This window comes from Sunxiuqinia sp. (genome assembly GCF_055140945.1).
In genome coordinates this window covers 1-24,420 of record NZ_JBSQYS010000053.1, presented here as the reverse complement: position 1 = coordinate 24,420, position 24,420 = coordinate 1, and the positions used below count along the sequence as shown (strand labels likewise).

Below are 24,420 nucleotides of genomic sequence, written 5' to 3'. Positions count from 1 at the left end.
GAGACAACATCGTCAGCAATATGCAAGACATCGCCAAGAGTAGAGACAACATCGCCGGCAATATGCAAGACATCGCCACGAGTAGGGACAACATCGCCGACAATATGCAGGACATCGCCACGAGTAGAGACAACATCGCCGGCAATATGCAGGACATTGCCACGAGTACGGACAACATCGTCAACAATAAGCAGGACATCGCCACGAGTAGGGACAACATCGCCGGCAATAAGCAAGACATCGCCACGAGTAGGGACAACATCGCCGACAATATGCAGGACATTGCCACGAGTAGGGACAACATCGTCAGCAATAAGCAGGACATCGCCGGGAGTGTTCAAATAACCGGGGCTTGTGTTCATAAAACTGTGTCAACTACTTATTTTAATTTGCCGTTGTAACAGTCCTTGTTTAGAATGAAGATAAATTAAACTTACAGGGACATAGATTTTGTTAAGTTTTGTAAATTGTGGAACGAAATCAACCCACAGGTCAAAACAAATCATAGTTTTACCCCGCACTGCTTGCGCCACAGCATTGCGACTCATTTACTTGAAAACGGGACCGATTTGCGGTACATACAGGAACTATTAGGACATAAATCGAGCAAAACAACGGAGATTTACACACACGTGAGTAACGAAAGTTTAAAAAATATAAAAAATCCTTTTGATGACCTGTAAGTATAAAAAGGAAAAACCTTACAATGATTACTGTATTTGGAAATATTATCAGGTTTTTCCTGACAGACAACAGAGTTGAGCACAAGCTAAAACAGACAATCGAATAAAAATATAAGCAATGGAATACAAATCACTTTTAAAACGATACCGAGAACAAGATGCAAGGGAAATTTTCGCTCATTTTCCATACAATGGCAATGCAGGAGAAACTTGGGAAGAGCCATTTAAAAAATTGGCAAATATGGCAAAGGATGAAGATTGGTCATTTCACCGACAGGAATTTATAAATCAATACCAACATCAAAACTTTCCTATTTTGACCAATTACCTGAATTATACGTTTCTCCGACTTCAAGAAGAAGGGAAAATAAAACTCTCTGAAGATGGAGACAAAGCTTGTTTCAATACAGGTTTACAGACTCCACGTGGAAAAGATATTTTTGCAACTTTTTTTAGGAACAAACAAGCAGAAGAAAGAAATCAACCAGATTGGACGCTTTATGCTTTTGTCGACACCTACTCAACAAAGCTTGAACCTTTTACACCACTACCAGACATCGCCTCATATATCAATGATGTAAACGATTTGGTTTTCAATACAAACTATGAAATCGAAGCTAATCTCGAACACTTCCTGACCCATAATGAAGAAAGACTGCCAGAAGTTTTACAAGGAAATATTCGAATGGCTGAAAATGTAATAAATGGTGAGTTGCAATCATTAAAAGGTAGAATCAGGCGAAATTACAAAATTGCTATTCCACATTGGTATGAAGAGAAAATTCAACTTCTTTTACCGCTTGTTCTTACAAACGATGAAGGGATGGCAGACTTAGCACTCGTGGTTGCTAGAGATGACAGGAGAAAGATGTATCGTGGTAAAACGATATTAACAATGGATATGGCATACGTTGATGCCCGTTTAATTACCAAACCTGCTGATGATTGGTTAAATCCTTAAAGACATTTAGAAATGACTGTCATAGTAGACAACATAGAACTTGATAAGAACAATGTCGAATTCAACAATGCTGCTGAATTTGTTCGACATACTGATAAACTTGTTTACTTGACAGGAAAAGCAGGTACAGGTAAAACTACTTTCTTAAAGTATATAAAGGATACTACAGAAAAAAACACTGTGATTCTTGCTCCGACAGGAGTTGCTGCCATAAATGCAGGCGGTGTTACAATTCACTCTTTTTTTCAAATTCCATTCGGACCATTTGTTCCTGACGATTCAAGATTAAGAACAGCTGCAACAGGAAGTGAAAACAAGGAAACAATATTTACAACATTTCGATATCGTGAAGACAAGCGAGAAATTATTGAAAACCTTGAACTCTTAATCATTGATGAAATATCAATGGTTCGAGCAGATATGTTGGATGTAATCGACAGAATTCTGAGAATATTTAGGAGAAAACCTCATTTACCATTTGGTGGAGTTCAAGTAATTCTAATTGGCGATACTTTCCAACTTCCACCGATTGCAGACAATGACCAATGGGCAATCTTGTCTCAGTTTTACAAAACACCTTTCTTTTTCAGTTCTAAAGTAATTGAACAGAATACACCGCTTTACATTGAATTGAAAAAAATATATAGGCAAAACGAACAAAAGTTTATTGACCTCTTAAATCGTGTCAGAGTAAACCAAGTAAGTCAAACAGACTTTAGAACTCTGAATTCGAAATACAATCCCACATTTTCGGGAAATGGAAGTGATTATATCATTTTGGCAACACATAATAAAATCGTCAATGAAACCAATCTCACAAAGCTCAACCAGCTTGAAACAGAGATTTTTACTTTCGAAGCTAACGTAACAGGAGATTTTCCAGATAGACATAAACCAACCGACCATTTTTTGAAATTAAAAGTCGGTGCTCAAATAATGTTCATTAAAAATGATACAGGAGAGTTTAAACGTTACTTCAACGGAAAAATTGGAAAAATTAAAGAACTCGAAGAAAGCTCAATAACAGTTGTTTTTGATGACGAGTCGGAAGTTGAAGTTGAACGTGCGGTATGGAATAACATACAATACACCTACAATAAAGAGAAAAGAAAAGTAGAAGAAGAAATAATTGGAACATTTGAGCAATTTCCTATTCGATTAGCTTGGGCAATCACAGTTCATAAAAGCCAAGGTCTAACTTTTGAAAAAGTAATTGCGGACTTAGGCAGAGCCTTTGCACCCGGACAAGTTTATGTTGCATTAAGTCGCTGTACTTCCTTTAATGGTTTGCAGCTTAAAACTCAACTTAATCAATACGCAATAAAGACTGACCCTAAAGTATTGGAGTTTGCCCAAAATGAGACACCAGGGACATTAATTACTGAACAATTAAACACAGGTAAAGCTGACTTCTATTATAAAAAAGCAAGAGAAGAATTTGGGAAAGGAGACATTAAATCTTCATTTGATTTTTTCAAACGAGCTTTGAAGTTTCGAAACGACATTGATACTGACAATTTTGAAAGATTCATAATTACACAAGGAGCCAGACTGTTGAGTTTTCGTAAAAAATTCAAGAAATCCCTTGCTGAACAAGCCCTAATAGAAGAAGAGATTTTTGAAGCTAAAGAAACAATCGAAAACTACTCTCAAGAGATTGCTGAGAAAACACAAAAAATAAAAGACCAGAATTCTTCAATTGAACTGCTCCTAAATAAAACAAGAGAATTTGAAAGTGAGACTGAGCGACTGAAAAAAGAATTGAAGCAATTAGAAAGCAAACTCTCTGATTCAAAGATTCACTCCAATCGTCTCGAAACTAAACTAAAGAAAACTGAATCTGAATTGACTGATAAAGAAAAAGAAAATCAAGCTGATAAAGCCGAAATTAAACGACTAAGAAACTTGAAATGGCACGACAAATTATTTGGAAAAACATAGAAAGCCAGTGCCCAATAAACAGGGCTTTAAGCGACACGCAGTGCCCAGCTTTGAGCCCCGGTTGAACTACAACCCGGAGCCGGATAGAACAGATTTGTGCCTGTTCAAACAAGCAAGTGAAATGAGTTATAAACTCAGTACAGCGAGCCCCTTGTTACGGCTTCTCTCAAACGGGGGAGGCCAAGGTAGGAAGCAAAACGAATGAAACCCGAAGCAAGGGCCATTCAACTTGAAGCAGCCACCTGAAAGCAGAAGCAATAGAACGGAAGAAAGAAGCAAGCTAAATGTACCCGGAAGCAGAGCGATTGTAAGTTGAAGCAGGGCGATTGTAACCGGAAGCAACGGAGATGTAAAACGAAGAAAAACCATCTCAAAAATCTGCGTCCCCTTCACCCCGAATTGCCTATTTCCGAATTTCCTCCTACTTTTGTCGCTCAATTATTGGATAAAATGGGTAAAAAGGTAGTTATCGGACTTTCAGGAGGAGTAGATTCCAGTGTGGCAGCGTATCTTCTAAAACAACAGGGATACGATGTAATTGCACTGTTTATGGTGAACTGGCACGACCGTACGGGTGCCATCACGGGCGGCTGTACCTGGGAAGACGACGCCATGATTGCTGAAATGGTGGCCAAAAAACTCGATATGCCTTTTCATATTGTTGACCTGAGCAAAGACTATAAAACGCGGGTGGTCGATTATATGTTTGACGAATATAGCAAAGGACGCACCCCGAACCCTGACGTACTTTGCAACCGCGAAATCAAGTTCGACATTTTTATGGATGAGTGCCTGAAGTTTGGTGCTGACTATGTTGCCACAGGGCATTATTGCCAGAAAACAGAGTTCGAGCAAGAAGGAAAAACGATCTACCAACTTTTGGCCGGTGAAGACAACAACAAAGACCAAAGCTATTTTCTTTGCCAGTTAAATCAAAGCCAACTAAGTAAAGCTCTTTTCCCAATTGGTCATATCGACAAACCCGAAGTTCGTAAAATTGCTGCTGAGCAGGATTTACCTACGGCAGCCCGCAAAGATTCGCAGGGAATTTGCTTTGTCGGAAAAGTTGATCTACCCACTTTTCTGCAACAACAACTGGAGCCAAAAACCGGAAATGTAATTGAAGTACCGGCGGAGTTTATGGCCAAAAAGAAATCGGTTGAAAAAACACCGGATAATTTCAAAAAACTATGTTTTGCTTACCCCTACAAACCGTGGAACGGCAAAGTAATTGGAGAGCACCGTGGCGCGCACTTTTACACGGTAGGTCAACGAAAAGGACTGAACATCGGAGGACACGATGAACCTCTATTTGTGGTTGGAACAGATGTTAGTCGCAACATTATTTATGTAGGAGAAGGCACTGAACATCCCGGGTTATATCGTCCCGGATTATTTATTACCAATGAAGAAATCCACTGGATTCGTGAAGACCTGAAAATGGAGCTTGGTGAAACCCGTGATTATGACGTGCGAATCCGCTATCGTCAACCACTCGAAAAAGCGACACTCTATCAACAAGAAGAAGGAATTTATATCCTTTTTGAAAATGAACAACGAGGAATTACAGCCGGTCAGTTCGCAGCTTGGTATAATGGTAAGGAGTTGATCGGATCGGGCGTTATCAGCTAGGTTTTCCAAGTATATTAATCCTGTCTTAACGATCCACCAAAAGCTTAACCTTTTTATATTGTAGATAATCAGTCATTTGATTAACTTTACTCGCAGACGCTTGAACAAAAGCGGAACTTAAGGAGTTTAACTAATCAGAAAACAACCTGTAAAATCAATATTATGGCAGATTTATCAACCACCTACATGGGGCTAAAACTGAAGAACCCATTAGTTTTAGGAGCTAGTAACCTGGTCAATAAGCCGGAAGTAATTCAACAACTGGAGAAAGCTGGAATAGGTGCTATTGTATACAAATCTTTATTTGAGGAGCAAATTCAACTAGAGTCTGCTCAGCTTGACGACGAGCTTCATGAGTATGAAGAACGTCATGCCGAAATGACAAGCATTTTTCCTGATATGGAACATGCCGGACCAAAGGAACACCTCTTCAATGTAAAAACACTAAAAGAAAATACCACGGTACCAATTATCGCCAGTTTAAATGCGATTTACGAAACATCGTGGGTTGAGTACGCTAAAGAATTGGAGAAGACCGGAGTGGACGCTTTGGAAATTAATCTTTATGCAACTCCCGGATATTTTGAAGTAGCTGGAGCGGGTATTGAAGACAAGCAAATACAAATAGTAAAAAGCGTTAAAAAGGCAGTTAAGATACCGGTAAGTGTAAAACTAAGTCCATTTTACACGAACACTCTTAACTTTATCAAGAAATTAGATGAGGCCGGAGTTGATGGTTTTGTGATTTTCAATCGCTTTTTCCAACCCGATATTGACATCGAGAAAGAACTATTTCATTATCCGTGGGACTTAAGTCAGGAAAAAGATTTTCAGCTTTCACTGCGATATGCCGGTTTACTTTATGGAAATATTGATGCTAGTGTCTGCGCAAGCCGCGGTATTTCAAGCTCCGAAGATGTGATCAAAATGCTATTGGCAGGAGCTGATGTGGTTCAGGTAGTTTCGGCGATTTACCGCAACCAACCACCGTTTGTTGAAAAAGTGTTGAATGACTTATCTGCATGGATGGATAAAAAAGGCTATAAATCGCTGGATGATTTCCGCGGAAAACTTTCTCGTAAAAACCTGAAAGATCCATTCGCCTATCAACGAGCACAATATGTTGATATTTTGATGAAATCAGAAGAGGTCTTCAAAAAATACCCAATGGTTTAAGAATTGCTTAATTGTAACTAGAATAGATCCTGAAAAGGCTTTTGGATAACTTATCCGAAGCCTTTTTTTATCATTATTTAAAAATCAGGAAACGATTGAAATCCTGATCTTTTTATTTTTCAGTCTGCAGCCGTCCAGCAGTTCAACCAATTGTTTCGATTGGCTGGCATGCACGCCAACAAACGCACAATCCTGTTTAAGCTCAATAATTCCCAACTGTTCTTTGTTGAGTTTGCCTTGCTTGAAAAATAAGCCGGCAATATCTCCTTTCGATATTTTGTCTTTTCGCCCTCCGGAAATAAATAAAGTTGTCCATGCAGACTTATTTAAAAGAGGTGCTTCCTGAAGTCTTTCAATGCCAACCGCCCCCAGGTAGTCTGGTAGTTCCTCTCGTTCCCAGTGAAGAATATAGGCCGTTCCGTCATTAAACATTCGCGCTGTTCGACCATTCCGGTGGATAAATTCATCTTTCCGCCTTGGCAGTTGATAATGCAGAATAAATTTAATCTCAGGAACATCAATTCCACGGGCAGCCAGATCGGTAGCGATTAATAATTGATGTGTGCCGTTTCTAAATTGAATAAGCGCCCGTTCGCGATCCATCTGCTCCATTCCCCCATAAAAGCAGCCGTGTCTGATTTTCTTTTCATTTAGGAAATCACTCACTCGCTGAATCGTATCTTTAAAGTTGCAGAAAATAATTCCCGGCTGATTTCCAATATGACACAAAGCTTTAAACAGCGCCTCCAGTTTGTCTTTATCAGGTGAAAGTATTTTTTTGATTTTAAGCTGAGAACTTTTTTCACCCAGATAATTTAAATTGACCGGATCTTTCAATCCCACAAAAGCAGGGATGTCCACTTTTTGAGTCGCCGAAGTTAGAATCTTCTTTTCCACCATCGGGAGCATTCGCAAAATCTCACGCATTTCATCTTCAAAACCAATTTCCAACGATTTGTCAAACTCATCGAGCACCAATGTTTTGATACGGTCGGTAGAAAAAGTTTCGCGCCGCAAATGGTCGGCCACACGACCCGGTGTCCCAACCAATACAGCCGGACGATGCTTTAGCTCCAGCTTATCTTTTGAAAATGAGGTGCCTCCGTAAACAGCATTGGTTTTATAGCCAGCGCCCATTTCGCGAAGCACTTGTTCAATCTGAATCGCCAACTCGCGCGATGGCGCCAAAATTAAGGTCTGAATTTCATCGCAATCCCGTTTCAATTCTGCAACAAGCGGCAACAAAAAGGCCAATGTTTTTCCGGTTCCGGTGGGCGAAAGTAAAACGACTTCAGCATTGGAGTGGATTGTCTGCTGAGCCTCTTCCTGCATTGGGTTCAATTGCTCAATATTCAGCTTATCCAGTATGTTTTTTTGATTTTTAATCGATTTTGACATGTGGCAAAGATAGGTTTATTTTAAGAGCTAATGAGTCATCGATAGTTCTGGTTTTATTTCATTCGAACAAATAAAACTAAATTTGTCGCGTCCTAAATTTATGATCATGGTTAAAAAGAAGATTCATCCTACGGTAAAGTCGAAACTGCACCCGCGTAACAAAAATCGTGAGCGTTACGATTTCAAACAATTGATTGCTGTTTGTCCTGAACTGAACGAATTTGTAAGAGAGAACCCTTATGGTGATGAATCGATTGATTTTTCAGATGCAAAAGCAGTAAAAGTCCTAAACACGGCCATACTAAAAAACAACTACGGACTAGGATATTGGGACATTCCGGCGAATTACCTGTGCCCTCCAATACCGGGACGAGCAGACTACATTCACTATGCTGCCGACATCCTGAGCAACTGCAATTCGGGTATAATTCCAACTGGTTCCTCCATCAACTGTTTAGATGTTGGCGTTGGTGCGAACTGTATTTACCCAATTATTGGAAGCATGGAGTACGGATGGAATTTTGTGGGTGCTGATATTGATCCGACTGCAATTAACTCGGCCACCAGAATTGTAAATCAAAATCCAGCACTAACCGAACGAGTCTCTTTACGATTGCAAGCCAACCCGAAAAACATTCTTACCGGAATCATCCAACCCGACGAACGGTTTGACCTGACCGTTTGTAACCCGCCTTTTCATGCATCAGCTGCTGAAGCACAAGCTGGCACTCTTCGCAAACAAAGCAAGCTCAACACACAAAAAGCAGAAAGTCCGAAGCTGAACTTTGGAGGACAAAGTAACGAATTGTGGTGCGAAGGCGGTGAAGTTGCCTTCCTGAAAACGATGATTCATGAAAGTAAGCAATTTGCAAAAACATGCTTTTGGTTTACGAGCTTAGTATCAAAAAGCGAACGTCTGCCGCTCATCTACAAATTCTTAAAACAGGTTGATGCCACCGAAGTACAAACCATCAGCATGGGACAAGGCAATAAAGTCAGTCGGATAATAGCATGGACGTTCCTTTCAAAAAAAGAGCAGAAAGAGTGGATTCAGAGATGGAAATAAGTTAGAGCTCTAATAAATGGCTTCAATCAAAATCGTCTTCCCGTTAAACTGAAACTGCTCATTTTACCCATACAAACCAATATTCAGGGAAATGCGATGGGCATTAAATCAAATGAACGGTCGCTATGTAAAAACAGATCGTTAAAAATCCTTCTCAGTGCAATAAAACCACGTTCGCAGATCAAGATGGAAAGAAAAGAAATATCTGTGGATGGAACCTTTCCCTAAAGATTATTTCGCCAAACAACTTTCATACCAATAATCTAATATTTGTTTATTTGAATATAGACTGTATCTAAATAGGAAGAGCTTGCCGCAAGCTATAAATAATAATTATCCTTTATTTTAAACAGTAAGCTTTAATTCTTTTCACACTTATGAAGAAGCTCAAAGTAAAAAATGTTTCTCAACATAATACAGGGGGGGGGGGGGGGTACCTTCTTTATTTATCAGAATAAACAGTCAGATTAGCTAAATATTGCTGAATACCATACAATATGATTATCAAACTATTAATTGCTAACGGAATTCTCAACTTCCACAAAAAACAAAGCTTATGAAAAGAATCTTCTTTTACGCCAAATTAGTTGTCATCGTTTCCCTCGTTGTTATAACTGGTTGTGAAAAAAGTAGTTTCCAAGAACCATTTGTTGATCTGGATCAGAGTAACCTAACATTAAAGAGCGTTGATCTCAGAACCGAGCTAATTAATGATTACGCAAAGATTCTTGCGACATCACTTTCAAATGAAATAAAAACAATCATTAAAAATGAAACTCAGAAACGTTTCGACGGGGACTATGATGTCCTTGCTTCAACATTTGAACAGATTGAAATAGAAAACAAGACTATTAGAGAAATGTTGAAGGAATGCAGAAGCGGAAAAGCCAGAAGCATAATCAATTTTAGCCGGATGGATAATAATGCTTTTTTTGAGAGAACAGATGAAGAAATACCTAACCTGCAAATATCTGTACCTATTCTTTGTGATGAATGGAATCCAGAAGAATTTACCCCTCCGGTAGCATATTTACCATTCGATTACAGCGAAAAAGAAAGCAAAGAAATAAATGCCTACGATTCAAATGGCAATTTGTTAAAATTGGATCCACTTAAAGAACCGGACTTTCCGGTCATTGTGGTTAGAGTTTCTGAAAGAGTCGACAAGAATAAAGAATTAATATCCACGGAGGCCACTCTGGCGATAGAAGAAAACAACAAACTAAAAAGCGTTCCAACGACTCCAACAAATTTAAGCATATCTCATGGAACATCTAAATCACTAATGCTTGAATGGAACGACTCAGATTATGAAACATCATATGAAGTATGGAGAATGGCTTGGGAAGAAACTCAGTTTTGGCATTTTAGCAACACAGTCCAGAATGATAATAATTTCATTAATAATTATACCGCTGAAGGTAAAAAATATTGGTACAAGATTAGAGCAATCAACGGTGAAGGAAATTCCGCTTGGTCAAATATTGTTGCTAGTACGTCTTCTGCCAGGAATGATGGTGAATGGTTGAAAATCAAACGGATGAAATTTACATCCAGTGGATTGAGCAGTGTAGAGCCTTGGGTAGGAGGTGCTCCAGAAATGAGAATTCGTGTTGTACAGGGACTGCAAGGAGGCGCCAATTTAATATTTACATCAGGCCGATTTGAACCAAATAAAAGAAATGACATAAAAGATAAATGGTGGTATTTTGAAGTACCGATTGTACCGTGGTATACAGCAACAGTAGGCACAGTCCTGAACATCGATTGGAGAGAAGAAGACGGCTGGCCAGAAGGCACTGTTACATTTCAGATTTCTGGTAGTTATGAGGATAAAAGCGATGATGGGACGGTAAAATATGGTGGAACAATCACAATAAGTAATGATCCCGGAGACTCTCATATTGGAAATAACTTGGTGCATTATTGGGACATAAAAGATCAAATATATAATCTGACTGGTTTTGAATATCAACTTGTCTATTAAAAAAAAATAATAATTTTATCAAAAAAATTTATAAAAGATATACTTTATGATTTCATATTTTAATAAATTGTTCCTTATACTTATTTTACTCATTTTTGTTAGTAATCATGGGAATTCACAACCTAGCTTATCTTATTATAGTTCTTCACATCCTAAAATTGGATTGGGTTACGAATTTTCCACTCGATTTTGGAGTGAAATAAGACTCTATAACAACAATGAATTCTCGGATATTACATCAGAATTGGTACTATGCAATAATGTTGCACATAAAGAGAGATATAATATTTATATTGGTGTGGGAGTGACGGCAAATTTCAATAATGGCGGCGTGGTTTTGCCTGTTGGACTACAATTTTTTCCAATTAAAGATTTTAACAAATTTTCGTTGCACATCGAATTTTTAACGGGTACTTATGCGGGAGATGACCCGTATGTCAGAAGTTCTCTAGGAATCCGATATCAGTTTGGAAAAGACGACTAAACAACTAAATTCGGAGAAGAATCCCATTCGCAATAATAGTTGAAGGATGGGATTCTTTTTAAGAAAATTCCGGAGGCTCAAAACTCCTGCTCCCGATGCGACAGAATCAGGCTAGCTTCACCAGCTTGGTTTCAAAAAGTGAACGTCTGCCGCTCATCTACAACTTCTTAAAACAGGTTGAAGCGACCGAAGTACAGACCATCAGCATGGGCCAAGGCAATAAAGTCAGTCGAATAATAGCATGGACATTCCGTTCTAAAAAAGAGCAAAAAGAGTGGACTCAGAGATGGAAATAAGTTAGAACTCTAATAAATGGCTTCAATCAAAATCGTCTTCCCGTTAAACAAAACCTGCTCGCCAACTTTTCCTCCCGATAGCGCCTGACCGATTGGTGAAACCATTGACAAACAAAAGTAATCCGTCGACTGCACATGAACCTTCCCAAAAGCAACCGATAGAAAATAGTTCCCTTGATTACAAATTACAAGGCTACCAAATTCAACTTGTGTATGTATTTTCGAAGGATCAATTCGTGCCAAATCATTTTTCAAAGTTTGAAACTTGCTCAACTGAGCCTGAAATTTATTCAACTCCTGTTGGATCATTTCCCGCCCCGTTTCATATTTATCGCCGGCACTGCTTTTGGTATCGCTATCGCGCGACTCTTTTACCGATTCTATTTCCGATAACGTTGTATTAATTCGTTCGTCCAACAATTGGGAAAGCTCTGCCAACAGCAACGCTTTTATTTCTTTACTCATTTCAGATTTATCTTCTGGATTTTAAACGGGTTGAATTCAATCCACCCTAACAATACTCATTATACCAACTCCAATGTTACGTCTTTCAAAAATCGTTCTTCCAACAAACGAACGACTCGTTTTACAACAAACTTGCGTATCTCAAGCTCAATCGGCTGTTCCGGATCCTGATGAGCCCAGTTAATTCGAGTACCTACAATAATGTGAATAATATCGTGTTCCAACAACAATTTCACCACTTCTTCGGGCGGACTGGTTCCCAATCGGGTTTCGCGGGTGTAGTTCTCAAGAACTTCCTCCACTTTTCCCATCGTCAACACGCCCTCCGTCACCATTTCAAAACCTTCCATTTCGGCCGCCGGAGGAATCGACTCTCCAGCATACCGATGTTTGATATTGACTTCCAAATCCAATTCGCGGGCAATAATCTCAGCAGTTGTACCACCACATATAATTTTCTTGCCCGGGAACTCTGTCACTCGTTTCACAAAATCAACATCTTTAATTTTATAGAACGGAGGTCCCGTTATCAGCATAAACTCTCGGGGTTTTCGAAAGTGAACAATGCCACAACTGGTATCATCCTTCAAATTAAATCCATCATTCATGGCAGCCTGGTTTAAAATCTTCCGAGCCAGACGAGTAGCCGAAATTTTATTTTCGCGGGAAATCTGCCTTTTTGCAAACTCATGCACCTGTTCTATTCCCCAACCCATCGGATATTTTTTGCCCCCCAAACCACTTTGAACAACGCCATCGGTCATAAAAATAATCCGATCGCCTTTAATCGGTGTGAACTCTCGGATACGTAAGATCTTGCCCACATTCTCTTCTCCCCTGATATTTACTTCAATTTCTTTAGGCGAAAAGTATTCGCCTTTACGGAAAATTAAAGTTGGCGGATTATCATAATTCACAATCCGAACCACTCCATCTACTTCAATTTCAATAATCGTGAATGTGGCGTAGCTCTCTTTTCCATCGCTACTACGAGGCAAAGCACGCATAAAAACCTTGGCTGCCACATCAGGTTCCGTGTGTAAGGAGGAATAGCTTAAGGCCATTGAAGCCGTTAATGTGGCTAAAACATTCGCCCTGACACCATGCCCAATTCCATCCGACAAAACCATAATTACACGACCTTCTTCCTTAATTCGACGGGTGTAAAACACATCACCACAAACCACCTCGCCTTTAGGTAGTTGTTGTTGAATATCAACATCAAAGTGATAATCAGCCATTAGTTGTCGTCCTCCCCATATTTATACGATTGAATAATGGAGTTGAGTAATTCCTCCGTTTGAGCCGCATTTTCACCCAACAAAAACGCAATCTTTTGTACGGTATCCAGATTTTGCTTGTTCACGCGTTGTGCCCGGCTAATGATTTCCTCTCTGACTAACAAAGGAGCTGACATATCTCGAATCAATGCCCCAACAACTCTATTTTTGTAGATCGAAATCACCGAAACATGCAATAATCGGTTTTGTATTTTCAGATCGCGCTCCAACATGTTTTCCCCTGAAACCATCAGCGAAGCGAACATTTTAAACACCACCTCCGGAATTAGTGAACTGAGTTCGGCTCCTTGCAATCCGGGTATTGTATCATACAGTTCTTCCAACTCTTCCCCGAACAGTCGGGCAAATCCCTGGTTTGAATCAATGACCCTAAAATCCTGATCCACGATAATGACTCCGGCTCTGATTTTGTGCATCATTGCAGATGCAATAACGGAAGCTTCCTGGGCTTGTTCCAGATTTCGTTCTGCCTTCTTCCGATCTGTTATATCAAGGATCGAACCGACGATGCCGATAATTTCATTCTCATCATTTCGAATCACAGCTTTGTTGAAAATCACATCATGCATTGATCCGTCCGATAAACGAAACTTAGTTTCGTAGCTCTGATCAACCGGCGTTTCAAATAACTCTTGATCACGCCGGGCATACATTTCAGCAATATCTGTCGGCTGAACGTCAAACACCGTTTTGCCAATGATCTCTTCCTTTTTTAAGCCTATAAAATTCTCATGCGCTTTGTTGGTGGCTTTATATATTCCGTTGATATCGCGATAGAAAATCGGGATCGGCAAAGCATCAATAATTTTCTGATGCAAATCCGGATACTGGATCATATCCGAATGGAAAGACTGGTCATCATATATCATCGTCGTTGGTATTGGATAATTAGCTAATTTTTCATTGATCATTGTTAGGTTGTCCATGAGACATTTGTCATTATAACTAGCGACTTAATTCTGGTTTTCACTTACCAATCACTGTTACTTCTACCTGTCTACTGTGACTGAACACGGCACCGTCCTCCCACTACCGCTAAATTAAAAATTAAAAACTGAAAAGGCTTATTTCAAATCAATCTAAATTTAAGGTTTAGATGCATTATATAGACAAAATTTTGTTCCATTTCGATCTTTTCGGTGATCTTTGCAAAAATCTTTACAAGAACATGCAAGTCAGTCAAATCTGCGAGCTTTTATCTGCCACAATCATCTGTGGAAATAAGTATTCATCAGCAACAATAGAGCGGGGTTACAGCTCTGATTTAATGAGTGATGTCCTGACACTGGACACCGACAACCTGCTCCTGATTACCGGATTGTGTAATTTACAAACGATCCGCACATCTGAGATGGCAGACATCAAATTCATAGTGTTTGTACGCAATAAGAAATTAAACGATGAGATGCTTGCGCTTGCTAAAGAAAATAACATGTGCATTTTGGAATCACCATTCACGCTGTTTAAAGCCAGTGGCCTGTTGTACCAGGCAGGACTAAAACCAGTTTATTGAATATGAATCTGGAATTTCACATAGAAGGAGGAAATTTTTCGCGAGCTGGTCATGCTTCGAGTGAAATAAAAAAAATGCTCAAGCAATTGGGGGTTGACTCGCGTTGCATCAAAAACATCGTAATTGCCATGTACGAAGCAGAAGTGAACGTAGTAGCACATGCTTTTGAAGGCCTTATTCAGGTTCATATCGAATCAGACAAGATTACTACGGTAATCTCCGACAAAGGACCAGGAATAGCCGATGTTGATTTGGCCATGCAGGAAGGTTACTCCACGGCGAGTAAAAAAGTAAGAGAAATGGGATTTGGAGCAGGAATGGGTCTTCCCAATATCAAAAAAAATACCGATGAGCTAACGATTGAGTCAACCGTAAATAAGGGAACAACAGTTAAAATGGTCAATCATTTTTAATGGTAACGGCAAAAACATATCACGCATTGACAGTCGACGAAAAGAAGTGCATTGGATGTATCCATTGCATGAAAGCTTGTCCGACCGAAGCGATTCGGGTAGTTGGTGGATTGGCCGAAATATCAAAAGAACGATGTGTTGACTGCGGACACTGCATGCGTGCCTGCCCGGCCAAAGCCATTTATGTAGAACAAGATGACTTAAAAATTGCTAAGACATTTAAATACCGGGTAGCTTTATTTCCGGCTGTTATGATTGGCCAGTTTCCTGAAAAATATACCGAAAATCAGATTTATGCAGCCTTGCTAAAAATTGGCTTTACCCACGCTTTTGAAGTGGAACAGCCAATTGGTATTTTGAAAGAATCGATGAAGCAATACTGCAAAACTTCACCCAACAATAAACCACACATATCTAGTTTTTGCCCCGCAATTGTGCGTCTGATACAGATTCGCTACCCTTCGTTAACCGAAAACCTGATTCAGCGCAAATCACCGCACGATTTGGGAGCTCACTTTGCCATTAACGAGTTAAAAAAACAAGGAGCTAAAGAAGATGAAATTGGCCTGTTTTACATCACCCCTTGCAATGCAAAAATTAGTTCGGTGAAAAGTCCGGTTGGTGAAAAAGAGTCGATTGCTGATGGCATCATCAATATGAATGATTTATACAACCGGGTGATGCAAGTTATCAATGATAAGGGAGCAGAAGACACCAGTCATTTGCGCGAAAATTTAAGTCGCGACGGCATTCTGTGGAGCCTGACCCGTGGCGAATCGATTCACTTTGGAGAACGCAGCATGGCTATCGATGGCATTCACAACGTCATTAAATTTTTGGAACGCCTGGAAAACGAAGAGGTACCAGAGATTGACTTTTTGGAACTTCGTGCTTGCGACCAAAGTTGTGCCGGAGGAATTTTGATGACGGGGAATCGTTTTTTAACAGTAACCAGGCTTGAGCGCCGAGCAAAACGTTACCCACAAGCCTGGAAGCTAAAAGACAGTGAGGCCATAAAAGGTTCGAAAGAAATAAAACAAAAACTAATCGCCGATAAAATCATCCCCAAACCAGCATTTAGTCTGGATAAAGATCGTGTTCGGGCACTGGAAAAAATGAACCGTGCCCAGCGAATAATCTGCTTTTTACCAGGCGTGGATTGCGGAGCATGCGGTGCTCCCAACTGTCAGGCATTAGCCGAAGACATGGTAAACGGAAAAGCAAAAATGTCTGATTGTGTCTTTCTGCAGCAAATGTGGGAAGACGAAGGAAAAATCAGCACAACAAAGGCTTTCCGAAATGTGGAGAAGAAGTGGGGAGAAAAAAGATTTCAGGCTGATTGTAATAAACGAGGAAAAAGAAATGAAGGTTTCTGATTTAATAAAACAACTAAATTTAAACGTAATTTCCGGAGAAAAAGGACTTGACCGGGAAATTAACGGAGCGTATGTTTCCGACTTACTGAGCGATGTGATGGGTAATGCTAAGGAAGAACAGCTTTGGATTACGCTGCAGGTACATCAAAATGTAATGGCTATTGCTTCGCTGAAAGATTTGGCAGCTGTCATTCTGGTAAAAGGACTACAGCCCCATAAAAGCACGATCGAACACAGCAATGAGGAGCAAATCCCCATTCTGTCAACCTCTGATTCAACCTTCGATATAAGCGGAAAACTTTATGCGTTGTTGAAACAGCAATAATGAAAAAATATCGGGCCGATTTACATATTCACACCGTTTTGTCGCCATGTGCTGATTTGGAAATGAGCCCCGATAAAATTGTACAAAAAGCTATTGACCGTGGGATAGATATTATCGCGATCACCGATCATAATGCAACCGGGCAATGTGCGATGGTAAAAAAGCATGCCGAAGGAACAAGCCTGCTCGTAATCAATGGATGTGAAGTAAACAGCAAGGAAGAAGTCCATGCAATTTGCCTGTTTGAAGATGACTATACCCGAGATCAATTTCAGCAGTTTTTAGATCAACATCTGCCAGAAATACCCAACAAGCCGGAGTACAATGGTCATCAGGTAATAGTAGACGATCGAAATAACATCGTTCATCATTCGCCACACTATTTGTTGAGTCCACTTCAGGTTGATCTGGAAACAATTGAAAAATACACACATCAACTTAACGGAATTTTCATTCCAGCCCATATCGACCGCCCCATCAGCAGTATATATAGCCAATTGGGCTATCTGCCCTCTGATATGAATGTTGACGGCATGCAACTTTCAAAATTTGCTTCGGAAAACGAAATCAGGCGGCAGTACGATATTCATAAGGAAGTAAGTTTGATCACAGCGTCTGACGCTCATTACATTGAAGATGTTGGCTCAGCATACACTGCTTTTCACCTGTTTGAACCCACGTTCCAGGAACTTCGATGGGCTTTAAATCAAAAAAACGGACGATTTGTAAAAATTGAATTATGAATGAGTTGTCGCTCCATATTTTAGATATTGCACAAAACTCCATCAGAGCCAATGCCGGGTTAATCCAGATTCACGTGAAGGAATTGCCTGACGAAAACGTGTTGTCCATCCAAATAAAAGACGATGGTGACGGCATGAAGCAACACCAAGTGGAGCGAGCTGAAAATCCTTTTTTCACCTCAAGGACAACCCGAAAAGTTGGGTTGGGAATTCCGCTACTGAAACAAAACGCGGAGCAAACAAACGGGCAATTTCAACTTCAATCCACCGAAAAAATCGGAACGACATTAACTGTCAGTTTTGGGTTTCATCATTTCGACAGGCCTATTATTGGCGATATTGCAGGATGCCTGTTGATCTTAATTTCAAATGAAACCCGGACTGATCTTCTTTACACGCATCAAACCAGCAAGGGTACATTTGAATTCGACACCCGTGAAATAAAAAAGGAGCTTGATGGAATACCTCTTTCAACACCTGAAATACAACTATTTTTGAAAGAGATGATTCTTGGTAATTTAGAACAGATTCAAATAAGCGAATAATGACGAAAATTAGATTCTAATTGTGAAAATCGAATGAAATTTGTAAACCAGAAGACATAACTTACTGATTAAAAAAACCATAAACAATATACCATGACAAAAGTTAAATCACTTGCGGACCTCAAAAAATTGAAAGAAGAGGTTCAGTCAAAAATTAAACTTCGGGAAAAAGGAGATCATCCCGAAAACCTGATTCAGATAAAAGTTTCGATGGCCACCTGCGGAATCGCTTCAGGAGCCAAAGACACGATGAATTATTTTATCGAAGAACTCGACCATCAGGGAATTGATGCCTTGGTTACCCAAACCGGATGCATGGGATATTGCTATGCCGAACCAACTATTGAGCTTACCATTCCCGGCAAGCAACCTGTCGTTTATGGCGATGTAAATAAGACGAAGGCACAGGAAATTATCGACAAGCACATTAAATTAAATGAACTGGTAGATGGCATCATACCGGTTAGCTACAAAACGCTTTGACCCATTATAAACTACTCGAATAATGACTGACTACAAAATGCACCTGTTGGTTTGTGGAGGTACCGGATGTAAGGCTTCACAAAGTGAACAGATAAAAAACAATTTTAAAAATCAATTACAGGAAGTTGGCCTCGAAAATGACGTTCAGGTAATTCATACCGGATGTTTTGGCTTTTGCGAACAAGGCCCCATTGTAAAAGTACAGCCCGATAATACCTTCTATGTTTCGGTTACCCCTGATGATACCAGGGAAATTATAAACGAGCACATTGTGAAAGGGCGTCAGGTTGAACGCTTGTTGTACACCGACCCCAACACCAAACGACAGATTACCGAGAATAAAAACATGGACTTTTACAAAAAACAAGTCCGTATTGCGCTACGAAATTGTGGCTTTATCAATCCTGAAAATATTGAAGAATACATTGGCAACGATGGTTATTCGGCTCTCGGAAAATGTTTGGAAGAACTAACACCCGAAAGCGCCATTAAAATGATTATGGACTCTGGTCTTCGTGGACGTGGTGGCGGTGGTTTCCCAACCGGATTGAAATGGGACATTACCCGCAAGGTCGAGAACGAACAAAAGTACGTGGTTTGTAATGCCGACGAAGGCGATCCCGGCGCATTTATGGATCGCTCCATTCTGGAAGGTGATCCACACACCGTCATCGAAGCAATGGCCATTTGTGGTTACTGCATTGGAGCCAATAAGGGGTTGGTATACATCCGGGCTGAATATCCGCTGGCTATTCAACGGCTAAAAACGGCTTTAAACCAGGCACGTGACTATGGTTTGTTAGGTGAAAATATATTAGGCTCAGATTTCAGTTTCGAAATTGAGATTCGCTACGGAGCAGGAGCATTTGTTTGTGGAGAAGAAACAGCTCTGATCAACTCAATGGAAGGAAAACGAGGAGAACCAACCTTCAAACCACCATTCCCATCGCAAGAAGGATATCTTGGAAAGCCAACCAATGTAAATAACGTAGAAACCTTTGCCAACATCCCTCCCATCATTAACAAAGGAGCAGAGTGGTTTAGCAGTATCGGAACCGAAAAATCAAAAGGAACCAAAGTTTTCGCTCTGGCCGGTAAAATCAACAATGTCGGGTTGATTGAAGTACCCATGGGGATTAAACTGCGCGAAATCATTTATGACATTGGCGGCGGTATTAAGAATGGCAAAGGATTCAAATCAGTGCAAACTGGCGGCCCATCAGGAGGTTGTTTAACCAAAGATTTTCTGGATACTCCAATTGATTACGATAACCTGCTCGCTGCCGGTTCCATGATGGGATCAGGCGGTATGATAGTGATGGATGAAGACGACTGCATGGTGTCAATTGCCAAGTTCTACCTGGAATTTACCCTGGATGAATCCTGCGGAAAATGTACACCTTGCCGCATCGGAAATAAGCGGTTATACGAAATTCTGGAGAAAATTACCGAAGGAAAAGGAACGCCGGAAGACTTGACCAAACTACGAATGCTAAGTCATGTCATTAAAGATTCGTCGTTGTGCGGACTAGGCCAAACCTCTCCAAACCCGGTTCTTTCAACCCTGGACCATTTCATGCACGAATACGAAGCTCACGTTAATGATGGCAAATGCCCGGCAGGTCAATGTAAAGCTCTGTTGCAATACGTTATTACTGATGAAAAATGTATCGGCTGTACGCTGTGCTTCCGGAATTGTCCGGTCGGCGCTATTTCAGGAGAGAGGCGCAATCCGCACTATATCGACCAATCGCTTTGCATCAAATGTGGAGCCTGCTATGATAAATGTAAGTTTGATGCAATCAAGATTGCGTAACCAAAGAAAACTATGGAAATGATCAATTTAACCATCGACAATAAATCCCTGGTTGTTAAAAAAGGAACAACCATTTTAGAAGCTGCATCAAGCATTGGTATTGATGTACCCACACTTTGCCACATGCATTTGCACGATATGAATATCGAAAACAAACCCGGCGGTTGTCGCGTTTGCGTTGTGGAAGTGAAAGGACGACGTAATTTGGCTCCGGCTTGCTGCACCGACGCTGCTGACGGCATGGAAATCAGTACGCACTCTATGCGTGCAGTTAATGCCCGCCGTACGATTGTCGAGCTGATTTTATCAGACCATCCGGCCGACTGTCTAATCTGTCCAAAATCAGGAAAGTGCGATTTGCAAAATATGGCCCACCACCTTGGAATCCGCGAAATTCATTATCAAGGGGAGCAATCACACTACCGCGAAGACACCAGTCCGGCTATCATTCGAGATATTGACAAATGTATTCTTTGCCGACGCTGCGAAACCATGTGTAACGAAGTACAAACCGTTGGTGTGCTTTCAACCATCAACCGTGGATTTGAGGCTGTGGTCTCGCCAGCTTTTGAAATGAATCTGGATCATTCGTCCTGCACTTACTGCGGACAATGTGTGGCCGTTTGCCCAACCGCTGCATTAACCGAAGTGGATGAAACCGGAGCTGTCATTCGGGCACTTTCCGATCCAACAAAGACTGTTATTGTACAAACGGCTCCGGCAGTGCGTGCGGCATTAGGCGAAGAATTTGGCATGGAAGCCGGCACATTGGTCACCGGAAAAATGGCCGCAGCTCTGCGTCGCTTGGGTTTCGATCATGTATTTGATACCGACTTTGCTGCCGACCTCACCATTATGGAAGAAGGAACTGAACTGCTTGGCCGCCTCAACAAATACCTTGCAGGCGACAAAGAAGTCAAACTACCAATACTAACCTCTTGTTGTCCGGCTTGGGTGAAATTTTTTGAGCATCATTTTCCCGGAATGAAAGATATTCCATCAACAGCCCGTTCCCCTCAACAAATGTTTGGTGCAATAGCCAAAACTTATTTTGCTGATAAAATGGAGGTAAAACGCGAGGATTTAGTGGTGGTATCCATCATGCCCTGCGTGGCCAAAAAGTATGAAAGCAGTCGTGAAGAATTTGCTGTTGAAGGTAACCCTGATGTGGATTATGCGCTCACAACACGCGAGCTCGCACAATTAATCAACCTAGCCAACATCGACTTTAAAGCCTTACCTGACGAAGAGTTTGACAATCCAATGGGCGAGTCAACCGGAGCAAGTGTCATTTTCGGAACAACCGGTGGTGTTATTGAAGCTGCTGTTCGTACTGCTTACGAAGTTCAAACCGGGAAAACGCTGGAACGACTGGATTTTGAAGAGCTGCGTGGCATGGAAGGATTGCGTAAAGCGACAATCGATTTTGACGGACTGCCAATCAATATTGGTATTGCACACGGACTTGGAAATGCCCGTAAACTGCTTGAAGAAATAAAAGCCGGTAAGAGTGAGTTTCATGCCATTGAAATCATGTCATGCCCCGGAGGTTGCATCGGTGGTGGTGGACAACCCTACCATCATGGAGATGTTGAAATTCTGAAAAAACGTCAGAAAGCAATTTATGCTGAAGACAAAAGTAAGAGCATTCGTAAATCGCACGAAAACCCATCCATCAAAAAACTGTATGATGAGTTTTTAGGTGAGCCACTAAGTGAAAAAGCACATCACTTACTGCATACGAAGTATTTTGACAGGAGCTAAAAAAGTCTTGGTCCGAAAACAAATTTAATTGCAAAACAAAAAGAAATGCCCAAAATAAAACTTACAGATAAAACGATCAACCAGATAAAAGACATCTGCGCTGAATTTAATAATCAGGAAGGTGAACTGATCAACGTCCTACACCAAGTGCAAAGTAAACTGGGGTACTTACCTGCCGAAGTGCAGGAAGTCATTGCCAAAGAATTAAAAATGTCGTTGGCCAAGGTTTACGGTGTGGTCACGTTCTATTCGTTCTTCACCATGCTCCCACAGGGAGAGCATCCCATTTCTATTTGCATGGGAACGGCTTGCTATGTGCGTGGAGCGGAACAAGTACTGACTGAATTTAAACGTCAGCTAAAAATTGAGGTTGGCCAAACTTCACCCGACGGGAAATTTTCGCTAAGCAGCCTACGTTGTGTTGGTGCTTGTGGATTAGCTCCGGTTGTAACTGTTGGCGAAAAGGTATACGGACGGGTTGCCCCACAACAAGTTGGTCAAATTATTTCCGAATACCAGGAGGGTTGCTCGTCAGATGCAAAATCAGCTTAAAAACCTCCACCAAAAGTAAAAGTCATCCCGGACTTGATCCGGGATCTCCATCAAACAAGGAAAGATAATTATAGAAGCGACCCCTGAACCGAATTCAGGGTGACTCAATGCAAAAAAAAGGGATGATATCTTTTAAAAGATGTCATCCCTTTTCTTTTAAAAATCCTGCTCCCGGTGCGATAAAATCACATTCACCGATCAGGATGGAATTCTTCCCCAAAAATCATTTCGGCACACAAACTTCATGCCCGCAATTTAATATTTTTTTATTTAAATACAGACTGGATCTAAATAGGAAAACATTACCGTATTCTATAAATAATGAATATCCTTTATTTTAAACAGTAAGCTTTAATTCTTTCACACTTATGAAAGACCTTAAAGTAAAAAAAATGTTTCTCAGCACAATACAGGGGGGGGTACCATCTTTTATTTATCAGAATAAACAGTCAGATTAGCTTAATATTGCTGAATACCATACAATATGATTATCAAACTATTAATTACTAACGGGAGTCTCAACTCTCACAAAAATCAAAACCTATGAAAAAGCTTTTACTTCTGGCTGTACTCAGCCTAATTGTTGATTCGTTAAGTGCTCAAATAAAGGTGAATAGTAGTGGATATGTTGGTATTAATAAAACATCTCCTTCTTATAATTTGGATTGGTTTGGGACTGGATGCTTTGGAAGTACCTGGGGGAGATTAATATTTGACAGTAGTGGATATTCGGGAGTTGTTACCATGCATCCTGCTGATGATTGGGTTGGCTGCCTCGGAAGGTCTGACAAAAGATTCAATCTATTATACGTAGATCACGTAATTGCAAGAGATTTGGAGGAAACTTCAGATGAGAGGATGAAAGAGAATATCAAACCGCTTGATAGTTCATTGGATAAAATAAAACAACTTCGAGGAGTGAAATATGATTTGAAAGGGGATTATTTTAAAACAAATGATCTGAAATTAAAGGCTAAACTAGAGAAGGAAGGAAAGAACGAAATTGGCTTTCTTGCTCAGGAATTAATGAAAGTTTTTCCGGAAATTGTTTTTCTTGATACGACTAGCAATTTATATTCTGTTAGTTATACTAGATTGGTCCCAGTATTGGTCGAAGCCGTTAAGGAGCAGCAAATTCAAATTGATGAGTTGAAGAAACAAATTGAAAACTGCTGTAGCTACGCAGCAAGCCTCAAGAATGGCTCCTTAGTTGAAGGTTCAAATGATGATGCATTTAAAAATAAAGCTCAGCTATATCAAAACGCCCCTAACCCTTTCTCTACGCAGACAACCATTCGTTTTGAAATTCCGGAAACGGTAAGTAATGCCCAACTTTATATTTGTAATATGACTGGTACGCTTTTAAAGAACATTGTAATAAACCAAAGAGGTGTTGGTAGCGTAGTCATTAATGGAAGTGAATTCAACGCCGGTATGTATCTTTATAGTCTGGTAAATGATGGAAAGATTATCGATACTAAGCAGATGTTGTTGACAGAG

The 24,420-nt window shown here is 40.4% G+C and carries 24 protein-coding genes; 20 read left to right on the top strand and 4 right to left on the bottom strand.

What is annotated here, in order from left to right:
* Window positions 1-18: 18 nt before the first annotated feature.
* The 6 genes from ACTB00_RS18185 to ACTB00_RS18160 all read left to right on the top strand — a co-directional run bounded on the left by ACTB00_RS18185 (window position 19) and on the right by ACTB00_RS18160 (window position 6,393).
* On the top strand, window positions 19-345 hold the full coding sequence (locus ACTB00_RS18185) for a hypothetical protein (protein WP_463301335.1): 327 nt from the start codon (window positions 19-21) through the stop codon (window positions 343-345).
* Window positions 346-467: 122 nt separating this feature from the next.
* Window positions 468-683, top strand: coding sequence for a tyrosine-type recombinase/integrase (locus ACTB00_RS18180; RefSeq protein ID WP_463301333.1), 216 nt, complete (start codon window positions 468-470; stop codon window positions 681-683).
* A 118-nt stretch (window positions 684-801) separates the two neighbouring features.
* Window positions 802-1,644: a DUF3825 domain-containing protein gene (locus tag ACTB00_RS18175; RefSeq protein ID WP_463301332.1), complete on the top strand. Its 843-nt coding sequence runs from the start codon at window positions 802-804 to the stop codon at window positions 1,642-1,644.
* Window positions 1,645-1,656: 12 nt separating this feature from the next.
* Complete coding sequence (locus tag ACTB00_RS18170; RefSeq protein ID WP_463301331.1) at window positions 1,657-3,585, top strand: ATP-dependent DNA helicase; 1,929 nt, start codon at window positions 1,657-1,659, stop codon at window positions 3,583-3,585.
* A gap of 399 nt (window positions 3,586-3,984) precedes the next feature.
* Window positions 3,985-5,217 (top strand): tRNA 2-thiouridine(34) synthase MnmA, encoded by a 1,233-nt coding sequence (gene mnmA / locus ACTB00_RS18165; protein WP_463301334.1) that lies wholly within the window; start codon window positions 3,985-3,987, stop codon window positions 5,215-5,217.
* Between the two features lie 162 nt (window positions 5,218-5,379).
* The gene (locus ACTB00_RS18160; protein WP_463301330.1) at window positions 5,380-6,393 is read left to right on the top strand and encodes a dihydroorotate dehydrogenase-like protein; all 1,014 of its coding nucleotides are present in this window, start codon (window positions 5,380-5,382) and stop codon (window positions 6,391-6,393) included.
* 84 nt (window positions 6,394-6,477) lie between these two features.
* Here ACTB00_RS18160 and ACTB00_RS18155 read toward each other — a convergent pair whose 3' ends face one another.
* On the bottom strand, window positions 6,478-7,791 hold the full coding sequence (locus tag ACTB00_RS18155) for a DEAD/DEAH box helicase (protein WP_463301329.1): 1,314 nt from the start codon (window positions 7,789-7,791) through the stop codon (window positions 6,478-6,480).
* A 106-nt stretch (window positions 7,792-7,897) separates the two neighbouring features.
* Between ACTB00_RS18155 and rlmF the strand changes: the two genes are divergently transcribed.
* The 3 genes from rlmF to ACTB00_RS18140 all read left to right on the top strand — a co-directional run bounded on the left by rlmF (window position 7,898) and on the right by ACTB00_RS18140 (window position 11,624).
* Window positions 7,898-8,857, top strand: coding sequence for a 23S rRNA (adenine(1618)-N(6))-methyltransferase RlmF (gene rlmF / locus ACTB00_RS18150; protein WP_463301328.1), 960 nt, complete (start codon window positions 7,898-7,900; stop codon window positions 8,855-8,857).
* A 556-nt stretch (window positions 8,858-9,413) separates the two neighbouring features.
* A complete protein-coding gene (locus ACTB00_RS18145) occupies window positions 9,414-10,844 on the top strand; it encodes a DUF3103 family protein (protein WP_463301327.1) in 1,431 nt (476 codons plus the stop codon).
* Window positions 10,845-11,423: 579 nt separating this feature from the next.
* Window positions 11,424-11,624 (top strand): RlmF-related methyltransferase, encoded by a 201-nt coding sequence (locus tag ACTB00_RS18140; protein WP_463301326.1) that lies wholly within the window; start codon window positions 11,424-11,426, stop codon window positions 11,622-11,624.
* 9 nt (window positions 11,625-11,633) lie between these two features.
* Here ACTB00_RS18140 and ACTB00_RS18135 read toward each other — a convergent pair whose 3' ends face one another.
* The 3 genes from ACTB00_RS18135 to ACTB00_RS18125 are packed head-to-tail and all read right to left on the bottom strand — an operon-like array spanning window position 11,634 to window position 14,316.
* Window positions 11,634-12,089 carry a hypothetical protein gene (locus ACTB00_RS18135; RefSeq protein ID WP_463301325.1) on the bottom strand — a complete coding sequence of 152 codons (456 nt, stop codon included), beginning with the start codon at window positions 12,087-12,089 and terminating at the stop codon, window positions 11,634-11,636.
* Between the two features lie 59 nt (window positions 12,090-12,148).
* Window positions 12,149-13,330, bottom strand: a complete 1,182-nt coding sequence (locus ACTB00_RS18130; RefSeq protein ID WP_463301324.1) for a SpoIIE family protein phosphatase — start codon at window positions 13,328-13,330, stop codon at window positions 12,149-12,151.
* The gene (locus tag ACTB00_RS18125; protein WP_463301323.1) at window positions 13,330-14,316 is read right to left on the bottom strand and encodes a PAS domain-containing protein; all 987 of its coding nucleotides are present in this window, start codon (window positions 14,314-14,316) and stop codon (window positions 13,330-13,332) included. The genes ACTB00_RS18130 and ACTB00_RS18125 overlap by 1 nt, the downstream gene beginning before the upstream one ends.
* Window positions 14,317-14,558: 242 nt before the next feature.
* Between ACTB00_RS18125 and ACTB00_RS18120 the strand changes: the two genes are divergently transcribed.
* The 11 genes from ACTB00_RS18120 to ACTB00_RS18070 form a co-directional block, all read left to right on the top strand.
* Window positions 14,559-14,903, top strand: coding sequence for a hypothetical protein (locus ACTB00_RS18120; protein ID WP_159518027.1), 345 nt, complete (start codon window positions 14,559-14,561; stop codon window positions 14,901-14,903).
* Between the two features lie 2 nt (window positions 14,904-14,905).
* The gene (locus tag ACTB00_RS18115; RefSeq protein ID WP_463301322.1) at window positions 14,906-15,316 is read left to right on the top strand and encodes an ATP-binding protein; all 411 of its coding nucleotides are present in this window, start codon (window positions 14,906-14,908) and stop codon (window positions 15,314-15,316) included.
* Window positions 15,316-16,692 (top strand): [Fe-Fe] hydrogenase large subunit C-terminal domain-containing protein, encoded by a 1,377-nt coding sequence (locus tag ACTB00_RS18110; protein ID WP_463301321.1) that lies wholly within the window; start codon window positions 15,316-15,318, stop codon window positions 16,690-16,692. Before ACTB00_RS18115 ends, ACTB00_RS18110 begins: the two co-directional genes overlap by 1 nt.
* Window positions 16,679-17,017, top strand: a complete 339-nt coding sequence (locus tag ACTB00_RS18105; protein ID WP_463301320.1) for a DRTGG domain-containing protein — start codon at window positions 16,679-16,681, stop codon at window positions 17,015-17,017. Before ACTB00_RS18110 ends, ACTB00_RS18105 begins: the two co-directional genes overlap by 14 nt.
* On the top strand, window positions 17,017-17,760 hold the full coding sequence (locus ACTB00_RS18100; RefSeq protein WP_463301319.1) for a PHP domain-containing protein: 744 nt from the start codon (window positions 17,017-17,019) through the stop codon (window positions 17,758-17,760). Before ACTB00_RS18105 ends, ACTB00_RS18100 begins: the two co-directional genes overlap by 1 nt.
* A complete protein-coding gene (locus ACTB00_RS18095; protein ID WP_463301318.1) occupies window positions 17,757-18,305 on the top strand; it encodes an ATP-binding protein in 549 nt (182 codons plus the stop codon). The genes ACTB00_RS18100 and ACTB00_RS18095 overlap by 4 nt, the downstream gene beginning before the upstream one ends.
* A gap of 93 nt (window positions 18,306-18,398) precedes the next feature.
* Window positions 18,399-18,788, top strand: a complete 390-nt coding sequence (locus ACTB00_RS18090; protein ID WP_463301317.1) for a (2Fe-2S) ferredoxin domain-containing protein — start codon at window positions 18,399-18,401, stop codon at window positions 18,786-18,788.
* A gap of 22 nt (window positions 18,789-18,810) precedes the next feature.
* The gene (locus tag ACTB00_RS18085) at window positions 18,811-20,604 is read left to right on the top strand and encodes an NADH-ubiquinone oxidoreductase-F iron-sulfur binding region domain-containing protein (protein WP_463301316.1); all 1,794 of its coding nucleotides are present in this window, start codon (window positions 18,811-18,813) and stop codon (window positions 20,602-20,604) included.
* Between the two features lie 12 nt (window positions 20,605-20,616).
* Window positions 20,617-22,368, top strand: a complete 1,752-nt coding sequence (locus ACTB00_RS18080; RefSeq protein ID WP_463301315.1) for an NADH-dependent [FeFe] hydrogenase, group A6 — start codon at window positions 20,617-20,619, stop codon at window positions 22,366-22,368.
* A 45-nt stretch (window positions 22,369-22,413) separates the two neighbouring features.
* Window positions 22,414-22,920, top strand: coding sequence for an NADH-quinone oxidoreductase subunit NuoE (gene nuoE / locus ACTB00_RS18075; RefSeq protein ID WP_463301314.1), 507 nt, complete (start codon window positions 22,414-22,416; stop codon window positions 22,918-22,920).
* A 543-nt stretch (window positions 22,921-23,463) separates the two neighbouring features.
* The coding region (locus ACTB00_RS18070; RefSeq protein ID WP_463301313.1) for a tail fiber domain-containing protein at window positions 23,464-24,420 on the top strand (957 nt) is incomplete at its 3' end.